Source organism: Frigoribacterium sp. VKM Ac-2530 (genome assembly GCF_015350835.1).
Taxonomy (GTDB): Bacteria; Actinomycetota; Actinomycetes; order Actinomycetales; family Microbacteriaceae; genus Frigoribacterium.
Window position 1 is genome coordinate 444,748 of record NZ_JADKSE010000001.1, and the last position, 14,791, is coordinate 459,538.

General features: G+C 73.7%; 11 protein-coding genes and 4 tRNA genes. 8 read left to right on the top strand and 7 right to left on the bottom strand.

The annotated features are described in order from the left end of the window. Positions 1 to 13: 13 nt before the first annotated feature. Positions 14 to 946, bottom strand: coding sequence for a WcbI family polysaccharide biosynthesis putative acetyltransferase (locus ITJ48_RS02045; RefSeq protein WP_194612204.1), 933 nt, complete (start codon positions 944 to 946; stop codon positions 14 to 16). A 253-nt stretch (positions 947 to 1,199) separates the two neighbouring features. Here ITJ48_RS02045 and ITJ48_RS02050 point away from each other — a divergent pair, with 253 nt between their 5' ends. The 5 genes from ITJ48_RS02050 to ITJ48_RS02070 all read left to right on the top strand — a co-directional run bounded on the left by ITJ48_RS02050 (position 1,200) and on the right by ITJ48_RS02070 (position 6,635). Beyond that, the gene (locus ITJ48_RS02050; protein ID WP_194612205.1) at positions 1,200 to 2,405 is read left to right on the top strand and encodes a glycosyltransferase; all 1,206 of its coding nucleotides are present in this window, start codon (positions 1,200 to 1,202) and stop codon (positions 2,403 to 2,405) included. Beyond that, positions 2,402 to 3,619 (top strand): glycosyltransferase, encoded by a 1,218-nt coding sequence (locus ITJ48_RS02055; RefSeq protein ID WP_194612206.1) that lies wholly within the window; start codon positions 2,402 to 2,404, stop codon positions 3,617 to 3,619. The genes ITJ48_RS02050 and ITJ48_RS02055 overlap by 4 nt, the downstream gene beginning before the upstream one ends. Then, entirely contained in the window at positions 3,616 to 4,680 is a 1,065-nt protein-coding gene (locus tag ITJ48_RS02060; protein ID WP_194612207.1) for a glycosyltransferase, read from the top strand. The genes ITJ48_RS02055 and ITJ48_RS02060 overlap by 4 nt, the downstream gene beginning before the upstream one ends. Further along, on the top strand, positions 4,677 to 5,525 hold the full coding sequence (locus ITJ48_RS02065) for a galactosyltransferase-related protein (RefSeq protein ID WP_194612208.1): 849 nt from the start codon (positions 4,677 to 4,679) through the stop codon (positions 5,523 to 5,525). Before ITJ48_RS02060 ends, ITJ48_RS02065 begins: the two co-directional genes overlap by 4 nt. 156 nt (positions 5,526 to 5,681) lie before the next feature. After that, positions 5,682 to 6,635 carry a manganese catalase family protein gene (locus tag ITJ48_RS02070; protein ID WP_194612209.1) on the top strand — a complete coding sequence of 318 codons (954 nt, stop codon included), beginning with the start codon at positions 5,682 to 5,684 and terminating at the stop codon, positions 6,633 to 6,635. 73 nt (positions 6,636 to 6,708) lie between these two features. On the opposite strand, the gene ITJ48_RS02075 is transcribed toward ITJ48_RS02070, so the two are convergent. From ITJ48_RS02075 to ITJ48_RS02090, 4 genes are all read right to left on the bottom strand, one after another. Further along, positions 6,709 to 7,740, bottom strand: a complete 1,032-nt coding sequence (locus tag ITJ48_RS02075) for an alcohol dehydrogenase catalytic domain-containing protein (RefSeq protein ID WP_194612210.1) — start codon at positions 7,738 to 7,740, stop codon at positions 6,709 to 6,711. Positions 7,741 to 7,802: 62 nt separating this feature from the next. Further along, positions 7,803 to 8,228: a hypothetical protein gene (locus ITJ48_RS02080; protein ID WP_194612211.1), complete on the bottom strand. Its 426-nt coding sequence runs from the start codon at positions 8,226 to 8,228 to the stop codon at positions 7,803 to 7,805. Further along, on the bottom strand, positions 8,225 to 8,653 hold the full coding sequence (locus ITJ48_RS02085) for a hypothetical protein (RefSeq protein WP_194612212.1): 429 nt from the start codon (positions 8,651 to 8,653) through the stop codon (positions 8,225 to 8,227). Before ITJ48_RS02085 ends, ITJ48_RS02080 begins: the two co-directional genes overlap by 4 nt. A 199-nt stretch (positions 8,654 to 8,852) precedes the next feature. Further along, positions 8,853 to 8,928 (bottom strand) — tRNA-Val (locus ITJ48_RS02090). A 202-nt stretch (positions 8,929 to 9,130) separates the two neighbouring features. On the opposite strand from ITJ48_RS02090, the gene ITJ48_RS02095 reads away from it, so the two are divergent. The 3 genes from ITJ48_RS02095 to ITJ48_RS02105 all read left to right on the top strand — a co-directional run bounded on the left by ITJ48_RS02095 (position 9,131) and on the right by ITJ48_RS02105 (position 9,472). Further along, positions 9,131 to 9,202 (top strand) — tRNA-Gly (locus ITJ48_RS02095). 62 nt (positions 9,203 to 9,264) lie between these two features. Then, positions 9,265 to 9,338 (top strand) — tRNA-Cys (locus ITJ48_RS02100). Between the two features lie 62 nt (positions 9,339 to 9,400). Next, positions 9,401 to 9,472 (top strand) — tRNA-Val (locus tag ITJ48_RS02105). 187 nt (positions 9,473 to 9,659) lie between these two features. Here ITJ48_RS02105 and ITJ48_RS02110 read toward each other — a convergent pair. Both ITJ48_RS02110 and ITJ48_RS02115 read right to left on the bottom strand, forming a co-directional pair. Continuing rightward, positions 9,660 to 13,145 carry a TIM-barrel domain-containing protein gene (locus ITJ48_RS02110; protein ID WP_194612213.1) on the bottom strand — a complete coding sequence of 1,162 codons (3,486 nt, stop codon included), beginning with the start codon at positions 13,143 to 13,145 and terminating at the stop codon, positions 9,660 to 9,662. 207 nt (positions 13,146 to 13,352) lie between these two features. Next, positions 13,353 to 14,633, bottom strand: coding sequence for an ammonium transporter (locus ITJ48_RS02115; protein WP_194612214.1), 1,281 nt, complete (start codon positions 14,631 to 14,633; stop codon positions 13,353 to 13,355). Positions 14,634 to 14,791: the final 158 nt, after the last annotated feature.

A 14,791-nucleotide genomic window follows, 5' to 3' on the forward strand; every position in this document is an offset into this window, starting at 1 on the left:
GGCAGCCCGGCGCTCACGCGAGCCCCAGCAGCGCCAGGGTGTCGGCGTGGCGGGCGAGGCCGGCGCCGACGACCTGCGGCTCGCGCTCGTACCACCGGAGGTGCGCCTCCCGGACCTCCTCGCGGGGCACCTGCGTGCCCTCGACGATCCAGTGGTCGGTGGCCTCGTCGTCGAGGCCGAAGGCGTCGACGACCGCCTGCAGCCGGGGCGCGTGGACGCTGTCGAGCAGCTGCCGTCCGGGGTCGACGACGTGATCAGGCAGCCCCAGGCGATCCCGCACGCGGGACGCGAGCGCCGTCCACACGGGGTTGCCCGGGTGGTTGAGGGTGCGCATCTGCTCGAACGACGGGTCGTCGAAGAGGTCGGACGCGACCACCGCGTCGTGCGCCTGCTCGCGCTTCCGGAGCTCGTGCAGCGAGAGCGCGGCGACCGACCGGACCGCCTCGGCGTCCAGCCGCGGGACCGGGGGCGTCGTGCCGTCGCGCCGGGCGGCCGCCTCGGCCAGCACGACGAGGTCGTGGTAGTCGACCAGCGGCGGCACCAGCGACGGGTCGTGCGGCGGCCGGACGATCGCCGACGTCGGGTAGAGGCCCGCGAAGCGGACGACGGGCACGGCGACGACGCGTGCCCCGGCGCCGAGACGGGCCGTCAGCTGCCGCGTGCCGAGCGGCAGGTCGTGGTAGTCGTCGCGCACCGGCTGGGAGACCAGCACGGAGGCGCGGGCCAGCCAGCGGTCCAGGTGCGGCAGGTCCGCGGTGACGAGCTCGTGAACAGCAGGTGTCCGGACGGTGCGGAGGCCGCCCCCGTCGAGCGCGACCCGGAGCGACTCGGCCTGGCAGTTGCCGATCACGACGGCGACGGGGCCGTCGCCCTCGGGCTCGCCGAGACCGTAGAAATGCCCGTAGTGCCGGGTGCGGCCGTCGACGGCGGGGGTGTGCGGGGTCATGGTGCCTCTCCGTGGCGTCCCTCGAGAGGCGGACGCGACGACTCCATCGTGCTGGATGCGAGGCCGTCAGGGCCAGCATCCGCGAGCGGGCACGGGGGGCCCCCACGGTCTATGGTGCAGGGAGGCCGCTCCCATCGGCCCCCTCCCTCGACGCGAACCGGGCCCCCGGTCTCCCCAGGGTCCCCGAGTCGCCCCGGCTCACCTCCCGACGGTCTCCCCGACCGTCGTGCCCCGCCTGAGCCGAGGAGGCCCGATGATCGACACCCCGCCGCCCGCCCGCGACGCCCTGCGCGTCGCGTCCGTGCCCGCCGGCCACCCCTACGTGCGCCACCTCCAGCCGGTCGACGACTCCGCCCTGGCCCGGGCCGTGGTCCGTCTCGCCGACCCGCTGCCCGACCCCTCGGAGCCCGCGCGCTGGTGGCCGCCCGTCGTGCTCGACGCCGGCTGGATCGCCGAGCACGCCGCCGAGGTCGACGTGCTGCACGTGCACTTCGGCACCGAGTCGTACGACCTCGCTCACCTCCGTCGTGTCGTCGACGCCGCCCGGGCCGCACGGCTGCCGATCGTCCACACCGTGCACGACCTGGTCAACCCGCAGCTGGTCGACCAGGAGCCGCACCTCGCCCACCTGGGCCTGCTCGTCGCCGAGGCCGACGGTCTGCTCACCCTGACGGAGGGTGCCGCCGACGAGGTCGAGCGCACCTTCGGTCGCAGGCCCGTCGTCGTGCCGCACCCGCACCTCCTGCCCCTGGACGTGGTCGCGCCGACCGGCACCGCGCACGACGAGGTCGTCGTCGGCGTCAGCCTGCGCGACCTGCGTCCCAACGTCGACGGACCGGGCTCCGTCGCGACCCTGATCGCGGCCGCCGGGCTGCTGGCCGACGCCGGTCGGCCCGTCGCCGTGCGGGTCGACGTCAACGAGCGCGTCCGCGACGCCGCGGCGCTCGCGGAGGTGCGGGCACTGGTCGCCGACGCGCCCGGTCACCTCGACGTGTCGCTCGCGGTCCACCCCCGGCTTGCCGACGACGAGCTCGCCGAGGCGCTGGCCGACCTCGACGTCGTCGTGCTGCCGTACTCGCACGGCACCCACTCCGGCTGGGTCGAGCTGAGCTGGGACCTGGGCGTGCCCGTCGCGGCGCCGCGGGTCGGGCACGTCGCCGACCAGCACCCCGCCGCCGTGGACACCGCGTCCTTCGACGCCGGCGACGCCGGTCAGCTGGCGGCCGCCGTCTCCTCGCTCGTCAGAGCGCGCGGCGACGTCCCGGCCCGTCCCGGCTCGGCGGCCCGACGGGCCCTCGTGGCGGAACGCCGCGACCAGCGACGGGCACAGCGCGACGCGATCGCGCAGGCGCACCTCGCGGCGTACGAGCGGGCCGTCGTCGTGGCTGACGGCCGTCCCGTGCCCGCAGCACCGGCATCCGCGCGCTCCACGGCGCGGCCCTCGGAGCTGGTCTCGTGACGGCCCTGTCCGGGACGGGCACCGCCTCCTCGTCGGCCGGGCTCGTCGAGCCGGCGCGCACGGCCGAGCGTCCGCGGCGCATCGTCGTCGTGGCCCCCCTGCGATACCCCATCGCCGAGCCCCACGCAGGAGGCCTGGAGTCGAGCGTGTGGCACCAGGTGCGCGTCCTCCGCTCCCGGGGGCACCAGGTGCTGCTCTGCGCGGTCGCGGGCAGCGACCACCTGCTCGGCGGGCCTGCCGAGTTCTCGCTCCCCGCCGTCCACTGGGACGACCCGGCCGACGCCACCGACTCGACCTACCCCGACGGATACCTCGACGTGGCCGTGCCTGCCCTGCACCGCGCCCTGGACTGGATCCGCGACCACGCCGACGAGATCGACGTCGTCGAGAACCACTCCCTGAGCGGCCACGTGCTCTCGCGGGCCGGCGAGCTCGGCGTGCCCGTCGTCTCGACCCTGCACACCCCGACCTTGCCCGACCTCCTCGAGCACCACCGGGCCGGCGTCGAGCCGCGCAGCGCGTTCCTCGCCGTGAGCGAGCACACCGCGGCCGTCTGGCGGGCCGAGGGCGTCGAGGCGCGCGTGCTGCCGAACGCGGTGGACACGGACCTCTGGCCCCTCGGCCCCGGCGGCGACGACCTGGTCTGGACCGGACGGATCGTGCCCGAGAAGGGTCCGCACCTCGCGATCGAGGCCGCTCGCCTCGCCGGTCGACGCATCGTCCTCGCCGGGCGCGTCGGCGACGTCGACTACCACGAGTCCATGGTCGTGCCCCTGCTGGGGGCGGACGCCGAGCACGTGGGGCCGCTGCGGCAGCCCGAGCTCGCCGAGCTCGTCGGCCGGTCCGCCTGCGCCCTCGTCACGCCCTGCTGGGAGGAGCCGTTCGGGCTCGTCATCGCGGAGGCGCTGTCGACCGGCACGCCCGTCGCCTCCTTCGCCACCGGCGGCGTCCCCGAGGTCGTCGGCTCGAGCATCGGGGCCGGTCTCGTCGCGCGGGACGACGTGGCAGGGCTCGCGCACCTGGCGGCCGGGCTCGCGGCGGAGGCGTCGACGACTCCGGGCTTCCGCCGGAGGGTGCGGGCCGACGCGCTCGCCCGCTTCTCGCTGCACCGCCGTGCCGAGGTGGTCGAGGAGGTGCACGAGGCCCTCGTCGCCGGTCACCTCACCGGTGCCGGGAGGGCCAGGGCCCTGCTCGCCCCCGAGGCCGTCGCGTGACCGCGCGTCCCCTCGTCGGCTGGTACGTCCACCACCACGGTGCCGGCCACCTGACACGGCTGCTGGCGGTGCGGCCGCACCTCGACGCCGACGTCGTCGTCTTCAGCTCCCTCGCCGCGCCGGCCGTCCTGCCCGAGGGCACGACCTGGCTGCAGCTCCCCCGGGACGACCACGACGTGGTCGCCCCGGACGGCACGACCCGGGCCCCCGGCGACCCCGGGTCCGGCACCGACCCGACGGTGCGCGGGCTGCTGCACTGGGCGCCGCTGCACCACGACGGCCACGCCGGCCGCCTCGCCGCCGTCGCGACCTGGATCGCGCACGCCCGGCCCCGTGCGTTCGTCGTCGACGTCTCCGTCGAGGTCGCGCTGCTCGTCCGCCTGCTCGGGGTGCCACCCGTCGTCGTCGCCCAGCCCGGCGACCGCTCGGACGCCCCGCACGCCCTCGGCTGGGACGCGGCGGACCGCGTCCTGGCGCCCTGGGCCGAGGGACTCCACGTCTCGCTGGCGCTCGACCGCGTCCGGGACAGGGTCCGTCTCGTCGGCGGGATCTCGCGGCACGACGGCCGGGTCGACGGCCCCGGCTCGCCTGCACCCGGCACCGTCCTGGTCCTGGCCGGCGGCGGCGCCGAGGGCCGCGAGGGGCTCGCGCAGCGCGTCGCGGAGGCCTCGAGGGCCACGCCTGCCTGGCGCTGGTCCGTGCTCGGCGGCTCGGCCGACAGCTGGGTCGACGACCCGTGGCCGCTCCTCCGCGGGGCCGAGGTCGTCGTCTCGGCCGCGGGCCAGAACAGCGTCGCCGACCTCGCGGCCGCCGGCGCCCGCGCCGTGGTCGTCCCCCAGGACCGTCCCTTCGACGAGCAGCGGACGACCGCGCGTCTCCTCGCCGCCCGCGGGCTCGCCGTCGTGCCCGATCGCGGCCGTGCCGACCACGGCTGGCCCGCGCCCGAGGCGTGGCCCGAGCTGCTCGACCGGGCGCGCGCGCTCGCTCCCGACTGGTCGCTGTGGCAGGTCGACGGCGCCGCCGCCCGCGCGGCCGCGGTGATCGCCGAGGTGGCCCGGTGACGGGGCACCAGCCCGCGCCGACCGTCTCAACGGTCGCGGTCACGCTCTGCTCGGCCGCCCGTCTCGACCACCTCCTGCCGCAGCGCGAGGCCCTGGCGCGCCTCCGGCCGTCGGTTCCCCACGTCGTCGTCTGGCTCGACGAGGCACCGGCGCCCGCGCTGCCCGAGCTGTCGGACGCGCACGTGCTGCACGTCCCGCCGGGAGCCGATGGCCTGCGCCTCGCGGCCGGCAGGAACGCGGGTGCCGAGCGGGCGATCGCCCTCGGCGCGTCGCTCGTGGTGTTCCTCGACGCGGACTGCGTGCCCGGCCCCGACCTGGTCGCCCGGTACGAGGCCGCGGCGTCGGCACACCCCGACGCGCTGCTCTGCGGGCCGGTGACGTACCTGCCCGAGGACCACGTCGGCCTCGACGACGACTCGCTCGACGCCGCGACGCGGCCGCACGCGGCGCGCCCCTCGCCCGAGGCCGGCGAGACGGTCGTCGCGGGGCACGACCAGTACCCGCTGTTCTGGTCGCTCTCGTTCGCCCTCGCGGCCGACACCTGGGCGCGGACGGGCGGCTTCGAGCCCGGCTACGAGGGCTACGGCGGCGAGGACACCGACTTCGCCTTCACCGCCCGGTCGCTCGGCCTCCCGCTCGTCTGGGTCGGCGGTGCGCACGCCTACCACCAGTGGCACCCCACGACGTCGCCGCCCTGGCAGCACCTCGACGACATCCTCCGCAACGGCCGTCGGTTCGCCGAGCGGTGGGGCGAGTGGCCGATGGGCGGCTGGCTCGAGGCGTTCCGCGAAGGAGGCGCCGTGCGCGTCGCCGAGGACGGCGGCTGGGAGCGCGTCACGGCCTGAGCGGTCTGCGCCCCTGGCCCGCGCCTCCCGGTGTCACGTCGATCCGCATCCCGCAGCACGGTCCCCCGCCTGTACCCCTGCCGACCGGCGCCCAGGGCCGAGGCGCACTGTGCACGCGGGCCGGGGCGCCTCCCGACCGGGACGCAAGGAGGAACCATGTACTTCCACGCACAGACCTGGATCAACGACATCGCCGACGGCGAGCCGGACCCCGCGGCGGCCAACGCCCTGCAGGAGGGCCTCGGCGGCCAGTTCGGCGAGATGCGCACCATGATGCAGTACCTCTTCCAGGCGATGAACTTCCGCGGGCCGGCGGCGAAGCCGTACCGCGACCTCATCCAGGGGATCGGCACCGAGGAGATCAGCCACGTCGAGCTGATCGGCACGACCATCTCCCGACTGCTCGACGGCAGCCCCGACTACACGGGCAAGCTGACCGACCCGCTCGACACCCCGGGTGCCGGCGGGGCCACGCCGTTGAACATCGCCCTGGACACGGGCAACATCCACCACTACCTCGTGGGCGCCCAGGGCGCGCTGCCGGTCGACTCGGTGGGCAACCCCTGGTCGGGCAGCTACGTCTACAACTCGGGCAACCTGCCGCTCGACCTGCTCTACAACCTCATGCTCGAGTCGACGGGCCGGCTGCAGAAGAGCCGCATCTACGAGATGACGGACAACCCCGTCGCCCGCAAGACGGTCGCGTACCTGATCGTCCGCGACCAGGCGCACGAGAACGCCTACGCCAAGGCCCTCGAGACGCTCGGCGTCGACTGGGGCAAGCTGCTGCCGATCCCGAAGACGAACGCGGAGGCGTTCCCCGAGGTCAAGGAGTTGGTCGACCTGGGCCTGCAGAGCAAGCAGTACACGTTCGACCTCGACGGCAAGTCGGAGGCCGGCAGGATCTTCCAGGGCACGTCGCCGTCGGGCGACGGCACCGAGCTGTCGTCGACGGAGCAGACACCGAAGGGCGCACCCTCGACGATCTCGCCCGAGCGCCTCGAGGAGTTCTCCCCCGGCCTCGACAAGGACCTGCTGGCCCTGATCCAGCAGACCGCCGAGATGGAGCTGGCCGACATCGAGAGCTTCTACGGCCCGACCGGCAAGTAGCGGACTCGACCGAACGACCGAGAGCCCCGGGGATGCCCGAGGCTCTCGGTCGTTCGGGCACTCGGCCGATCGTTCAGAACACGGCCACGGTCATCCCGGCGGTGGTCGCCGGGCGGTCCATGGCGGCCAGGGCGCCGGGGAGGTCGTCGAAGCCGATCGTGACGCCGATCGACTCCTCCGGCCGCAGCCGGCCCGCGACGACGTCGGCGATCATCGCGGCGTACTCGCCGACCGAGATGCCGTGGCTGCCCAGCAGCTCGAGCTCGTCGGCGATGACCCGGCCCATCGGGATGACGGGGGCGGCCTCGTCGTCGAGGAGGAGCCCCACCTGGACGTGCCTCCCCCGCGGCCGGAGGGAGCGGACCGAGGCTGCGGACGTGGCACGGCTGCCGTAGGCGTCGAGCGCGACGTGCGCACCGCCTCCGGTGAGGGACCGGACCGCGTCGACGGCCTGCTCGTCCATCGGGACGACCTGGGCACCGAGGGCCGTAGCCCGCTCGAGTGCGGCAGGCGAGATGTCGACGGCCACGACGCGGGCACCGGCGGCGACCGCCACCGCTATCGCCGAGAGGCCGACCCCGCCGCAGCCGAAGACGGCCACCTGCTCGCCCGGCCGGACCCTGGCCCGGTCGTGCAGCGCGTGGTACGCCGTCCCGAAACGGCAGCCGAGCGCGGCCGCCGCGGCGAACCCGACGGCGTCCGGCAGGGCGATCACGTTGACGTCGGCGTGCGGCACGACCACGGACTCGGCCCAGGAGCCGGCGAGGGTGAAGCCGGGCTGCTCCTGACGCGTGCACACCTGCGTGGCGCCCGCGCGGCACTCGTCGCACGTGCCGCACGCGAAGACGAAGGGGGCCGTGACGCGGTCCCCGATCGAGACCCGGGTGACGCCCGGACCCAGGGCCGTGACGACGCCGGCGAACTCGTGGCCGGGGACGTGCGGCAGCTGCACGGAGTCGTCGTGCCCCTTCCAGGCGTGCCAGTCGCTGCGGCAGACGCCGGTCGCGGCGACCCTGACGACGACGCCGTCGGCCGGCGGGACGGGCTCGGGGAGCTCGACGATGGTCGGGACGGACCCGAAGTGGTCGTACTGGACGGCGCGCATCCCCCGATCCTGGCACCGTTCGACGGCGAGGCATCGGCGCGGGGCAGTGCGCTCCCGTCGTCTCACTCGAGCGGGCAGGGCCGCGCGGCCAGCGCCCTCAACGCGCTCACCGACTCGACGCCCTGCACCGGCGAGCCCGTGAGCGCTCCCGCCGAGGGGGCCATCGCGCCCGGCTCGCTGAGTCGCTCCACGGCCTGCCGCGAGTCCGCGCCCGCCGCCTTCTGCTCCCGCAGTCCCCGTGCCCACGAGACGCCTGCGTTGAGGCCGACGTCGCCCGCGTCCTTCCGAGGTACCCACCCCGCGGCCCCGCCGCTCTCGTCGTGCCAGACGTAGCCGAGAGGGACGCCGTCCCGGACGGCGACACGGTACGAGACCGGTCCTGTCGCCGTCGTGCTGAACCTGCCCGCCCGCCAGTCGGGCGAGACGCCCAGCGGCGAGGTGAACCGCCTGACCGCCGGCTCCGGTGGACGGCCGTCTCTCGTGCTCATCGGGACGCCGTGCCCTCCGGCTGTCCGGGATCGAAGGCGCGAGCGTCGTCCTTCGAGGCGAACTCGCGGAGCGTGCCCGGGGACAGGAAGCCGGCGTCAGGCGGGAGGATGCCCGGGACCAGGAGCTGTGCGACGGCGTCCGAGGAAGACAGTCCACGTCCCCGTGACTCGGACAGCTTGCGCGCCCACCGCATCGAGAGGTTGTGGGCGAGGTCGCCCTGGTGGGGCGACGCGAGGTAGCCGGCCGCCTCGCCGGTCGAGTCCCACCAGATGCGCCCCATGACGCGATCGTCGAGGACGAGGTCGTAGGACTGCACGGGGCCCTCGGGAAGGTTCGAGTAGCGAGGTCGTCCGCCCGTGAACGTCCCGAAGAGATCCGCCGACATGGGCCCCTTCGTCGGGTCGCCCTTGTCTCCACTCGTCATCTCAGCCCCCGCCGTCCCGCCGTCTGGTGACGGACGATACCGCACGTGGCGCGGCACCCAGGAGCCCGGACGCCTGCCACTCTCGACACATCGGGCCGCCATGAGGACCTCGTCTCCATGGGCGACGCTGACCCCCGGGGACCTTCTGAGCGCGAGAAAGCCCCGGCGGACCGGGGCTTCGTCGTGCGGGGGAAGAACGTGGTGGGCGATACCGGACTCGAACCGATGACCTCTTCCGTGTGAAGGAAGCGCGCTACCAACTGCGCCAATCGCCCCTGATCGGGACTCGTCGATACTAGTGGATCTTCTGGCCTCGACGCCATTCGACGAGCGCGACAGCGTCTCCGATGAGGTGTCGAGGAGGCGACCAAGACACGAACTTCTCTCGATTTGTTTTCTGTCCAGGGTCTGGGTAGTGTTCTTCTTGTTCGCAGCGATGCGAAACGAAAGAAACATCGCAGCAATGCGAAACGAAATGCGGATGTGGCGCAGTGGTAGCGCATCACCTTGCCAAGGTGAGGGTCGCGAGTTCGAATCTCGTCATCCGCTCGAGTGTAAAGCTCACCAGAGGGAGTCCACCGATGGTGGCTCCCTCTGGGAGTATCTCATGTGGTGGAGTGGCCGAGAGGCGAGGCACCGGCCTGCAAAGCCGTTCACGCGGGTTCAAATCCCGTCTCCACCTCCATGGACCACCCTCTGGGTCTATGATCGATTCGTCTCCCGAGACGATCACAACTGAACAAGCATGAGCGATTGGCGCAGCGGTAGCGCGCTTCCCTGACACGGAAGAGGTCGCTGGTTCGATCCCAGTATCGCTCACACAGAGAAGGCCCCCGAGAGATCGGGGGCCTTCGTCGTTCCCGGCCACGGACTCGTCGTCTGCGGACACGTCTCAGGTCCCGCGTCCGACGCGACGCGACGCGACCGAGACTCCGTTCTGCGGCGAGAGGAAGGGCCGGGCGACTGTCCGCCGCCCGGCCCTTCCTCGACACCTCCTCGTGCTCGGTCAGCGTGTCCGGCGGCGTCCCAGGCGTCGCAGCACGAGTCCGCCCGTCACGAGGCCCGCGCCCACGATCAGGAGCAGACCGAGGCCGGCCGAACCCGTGAACGCGAGGGGCCCGCCCGTCGAGGCGACGGGCCGGGCGTCGCCGGCGCCGGTGACCGGCCCGGGGGCCGTGCCGCTCCCCGGGGCCGGGGCACCGCCTCCTGCACCCGGACCCGCGCCCGGTGCCGGGTCCGTGCCGGGATCCGGCACGACGACCGCCGTGGTGGAGAACTCGACCCGCGTCGCAGCGTCGACCGAGCGGCTCTCGACCGGCACGGTGAGCCGACGGGCGGCCTCGTCGTACGACCACGCGGCGGCGTCGACGACGTCACCGTCGACGCGGACGACCTGAGGCCGCTCGGCGTCGGTGAACACCGCGGTGACCGCCCGCTCGGCGACCTGGCCGTCGAACGAGCCGTCGACCGGGGCCACGTCGAGCGCTCCGCCGTCCGGCGCCTCGGTGAAGGTGACCTGCGTCGTCGCTGACGCCGCGGGATCCGTGCTCACGCCGTCGTCCTCGTAGAGGGAGAACGACCCGTCGGCTCCGGTCGCCGTGGTCAGTGTGAGCTCGGAGAGCGGCGCCGTGTCGTTCGCGACGTCCGTCGTCCGGGTGGCGACGACTCCGCCCGACCGCACGAAGACAGGCATGGCGTCCAGCCCCGTCGTGACGTCGGCCGTGCTGCCGCCGGCGTACGTCGTGCCGGTGAACCAGTCCGTCCAGTCGCTGCCGCCCGGGAACCAGACGCGGGTCGTGGCGGTCTCGCCGGGCTGGGTCGCCGGGGCGACGAGCACGTCGGGGCCGAAGAGGTACTCGCTGCCGGCGGCCGCGTAGGCCTCCTGCTGGTCCGGGAAGTCCACGTACAGGGGCCGCACGACGGGCACGCCCGTGCTCGTGGCGGCTGCCGCCAGCGTGTACGTGGTGGGCATCAGCCGCTCCCGCAGGTTCAGGAACTGCGTGGCCGACGCGTCGGCGGCGGGACCGTACTGCCAGGGCAGCCGGTCGCTGTGGTTGCTGTGCAGGCGGTCGATCGGCTGGAAGGTGCCGAACTGGACCCACCGGGCGTACAGGTCGTCGTCGAGCTGCGTGCTCTTGGGCTCGGCGCCGGGCGAGGTGTCGCCGCCGGTGTGGCCGCCGATGTCGTGGCTGACCGCGGAGAGCCCGGTCGAGGCCGACTCCCCCGGCGTGTAGCCGACCTGGGCCTGCAGCATCTGCCAGGTCGACGTCGTGTCGCCCGTGAAGTGCAGCGTCGTGCGCTTGTCCGCCCAGGGGCCGGTGGGCACCGCCTGCGGGTTGCCGTAGCCGCCCGCAGTCAGCGCGCCGTACGCCCGGGAGAACGCGAAGCCCCGCCCGTCGACGCGGTCGGCCATCCGCGTCGCGTACTGCTGGTTGATGAAGGCGTCCGGGGTCACGCCCGGCAGCGAGTACCGCGACTCGTCGCTGCAGCACCAGTCGAGCCAGAAGGAATCGACGCCCTGGTCCGCGATGTCGTCATGCAGGTCGAAGTAGGCCTGCAGCTGTGCCGGGTCGGCCCAGTCGAACAGGAACCTGTCGTCGCCGTCGGGGACGAGCGCCCCGCCCGCGGTCGCCTGCGCCTCGGCCAGGTGGGGGTCGCCGCGGCTGATGCTCGGGTGCACGTTGAGCGTGTTGTGGATGCCCTGGGCCTCCAGCCCGGCGAGGAAGCCGGCCATGTCGGGGAACTTCTCGGTGTCGACCGACCAGCCGTTCCAGGTGTCCGGCGCCTTGTAGTCGGTGTCGACGGCGAGGACGTCGAGCGGCACCCCCTCGGCGGCGAAGCGGGGCACGACGACGTCCTCGAACTCCGCCTGCGTGCGGTCGTAGTACTCGCTGTACCAGACGCCGTAGGCCCAGCGCGGCAGCAGCAACGACGGGCCCGTCAGGGTCGCCAGGTCGCCGAGTGCGGCCTGGTGCTCGTCCCCGGCGGCGAAGAGGTAGCCGTCCTGCCGGGCGCCGTCGTCCGATCGCGGCGTGAGCGCCTCGGTCGTCGGGTCGTACTCGGCGGAGGCGCTGTCGTCGAGCAGCGACCAGCCGTCCTGGAACAACAGGCCGGGGTTCGTCCGCACGGTCCCGTTCGCCGTGTCGAGGTCCCGCCGGTACCCGCCGAGGGCCGCGTGCGGGGCGAGGAGGGGCGTGCCTGCCTCCACGACCGCCACCGTGTCCACGTTGAGGGCACAGCTGGCGTCGTCGGGGCAGCTGATCGTCACGTCGTCCTCGCCGGCGGCGAGCTCGACGGGGACCTCGACGGTGCGCCAGTAGTCCCAGCCGCTGGTGGGCTCGAGAGGGACGGAGACCGACGTGCCGGAGGCGGTCGTCACCGTCACGGGACGCGCCGCGGGCTGCCCGCTCGCGTACCGCACCTGCAGCACGTGCTCGCCCGCCGTCGGGACGCCCGTGACGTGCGTCGTCTGCGTCGCCCCGCGGACGAGGCCGGCCGTGAAGGCCTCGCCCGAGGCGCCGTCGTGGTCGTCGGCAGCCTCGGCGCCGCCGGTCAGCCGCGTCGCCTCCGCCTCGCACACCGTGCCGAAGGCGCAGTCGACCGAGTCGTCCGACGTCGTCGGCTCGGGGAACGCCCCGCCGGTGGGGACGACGACGAGGCCGTCGAGGTTGACGTTGCCGGAGTCGTCGGCCCCGCGGGTGACGACGACGTCGTGCTCCCCCGCCGCCAGCTCGACGCTCGTGCGGGCCAGCGCCCAGTCGTCCCACCCGGCCGTCGGCGGCAGGGTGACCGTCCGGGGGGCTCCCCCGTCGACGACCACGCTGAGGGTGCGGTCCGTCACCTGGGCGTCGCCGCCCTGGGAGTTCGCGTAGCGGAGCACGAGGTCGCGTGCTCCGTCGTCGTCCGCGGCGACGCGGAATCTCGCGGCGTCGCCGACCCGCTCGAAGCCCGCCACGAAGCCGTCGCCCGTGGCGCCGGTGTGGTTCGTCGCCGGCGCCAGTCCCTGCAGGGTGAGGGTCTCCGCCTCGCAGCGGACGCCGATCTCGCAGGTGGCGACCGCCGCCTCCTGCCAGGGCGACGCCGTCACCTGCTGGCCCGATCCCAGGGCGAGGCCGAGCGACAGGGAGTCGGCGTCGAAGCGGCCGGACCCGATCTCGTACCGGACCCGCGCCTCCCCCGTGTCGATAGTCAGCCAGCCGTCCTCGCGCGTCGTCGTGAACGCCGTGGGCGCGAAGGCGTCGCGGCCGACGACGTTGAAGGTCGGCGCGTCCGTGAAGTCGGCGCCGGGCGCCCACTCGGTCCTGATGAGCGTCGGCGACAGCACCTGGAACCGGGCGTCGCCCTCGACCACGGTCTGCGCGGCGGCCACCTCGCCGGCGGCCGGGGCGGCGGAGGCGGGCGGCGCGCTCCCGAGAGCGGTCAAGCCGGCGATCAGCCCGGCCGAGACGATCGAGGTGGCGGCGACGAGGCGTCGTCGGGCAGGTGTGCGCATGCAGGGACTCCGTCGTCCGGGGAAGGGGGCGCACCGCCGTCGTCCCGGCACGGCACGTCGGGTCGCCATGGGGTACGTCGGGGTACGGATTGCAGCCTGACGAGATGTGCAGCGACTGTCAAGAGCTGTCGTGCAGACGTCCGGACGCACAGGACGGCCCCGGTCGCGAAGACCGGGGCCGCCTGGGAGGTGCGGTGAGGCGGAGCGCTAGGCGCGCGCGTTCTCGAGCACGTAGCCCTCCTCGCCGTGCAGGGCGAGGTCGATGCCGGCCACCTCGTCCTCGTTCTTGACGCGGAAGCCGATGGTCTTCTCGATCACGAAGCCGATCACGAAAGCGAGCACGAACGAGTAGAGCATGACGGCCACGGCCGAGAGGGCCTGGATGCCGAGCTGCGTGAACGTGTGCGAGAAGATCAGGCCGGTGTCGTTGGCGAAGATGCCCAGGTAGAGCGTCCCGAGCAGGCCGCCGACGAGGTGGATGCCGACGACGTCGAGCGAGTCGTCGAAGCCGAGCTTGAACTTGAGGTCGATCGCGAGGGCGCAGACGGCACCGGCGACCACGCCGAGCACGACCGCCCAGCCGGGCGTCAGGGCGGCGCAGGCCGGGGTGATGGCGACGAGTCCCGCGACGGCGCCCGAGGCGGCGCCGACCGACGTGGCCTTGCCGTCCTTGAGCTTCTCGACGACGAGCCAGCCGAGCACGGCGGCGGCAGGGGCGGCGATCGTGTTGAGGAACGCGAGGGCCGCGACGCCGTCGGCGGCGAGCTCCGAGCCGGCGTTGAAGCCGAACCAGCCGAACCAGAGCAGCCCGGCGCCCAGCAGCACGAAGGGCGGGTTGTGCGGCTTGTCGGCGCCCTTGGCGAAGCCGACGCGCTTGCCGAGCACGAGCGCCAGGGCGAGCGCCGCAGCTCCGGCGTTGATGTGGACGGCCGTGCCGCCCGCGAAGTCGATGACGCCCATCGCGGCGATCCAGCCGCCGACCACGTTGCCGTCGTCGTCGGTGGTGAAGTTGAAGACCCAGCTCGCGACGGGGAAGTAGACGACGGTGGCCCAGACGCCGGCGAAGATCATCCACGCGCCGAACTTGGCGCGGTCGGCGATGGCGCCCGAGATGAGGGCGACGGTGATGATGGCGAAGGTCGCCTGGAACGCCGCGAAGGCGATCGTCGGGTAGTCGCCCGTCGGGGCGAGGCTGTCCTTGAAGGCGCTGTCGAGCCCGAGCGAGGCGAGGTCGATGCCGAACCAGCCCTGGATGCCGACGAACTTCTCGGAGCCGCCGGGGATCGAGGTCGGGTTGCCGAACGCGATCGCGTAGCCGTAGAGCACCCACAGGACGCCGATCAGGCCCATCGCGCCGAAGCTGAGCATCATCATGCTGATGACGCTCTTGGCCTTGACGAGGCCGCCGTAGAAGAACGCCAGTCCGGGCGTCATGAGCAGCACGAGTGCTGCGCAGATCAGCATGAACGCGGTGTTGCCTTGATCCATGGGTGGTACCTCTCGAGTTCGGGAGCCAGGGGCGCACCGGTCCCGACCCGTCCGCGTGGGTGAGCGGGCTGTGAGCACGGGGCTCGGGCGGTGCGGTCCCCAGTGTCGCGGCGCCTCGTTTCGGACCGTGTGCACCCGTGTTTCGGCGATGTAACAGG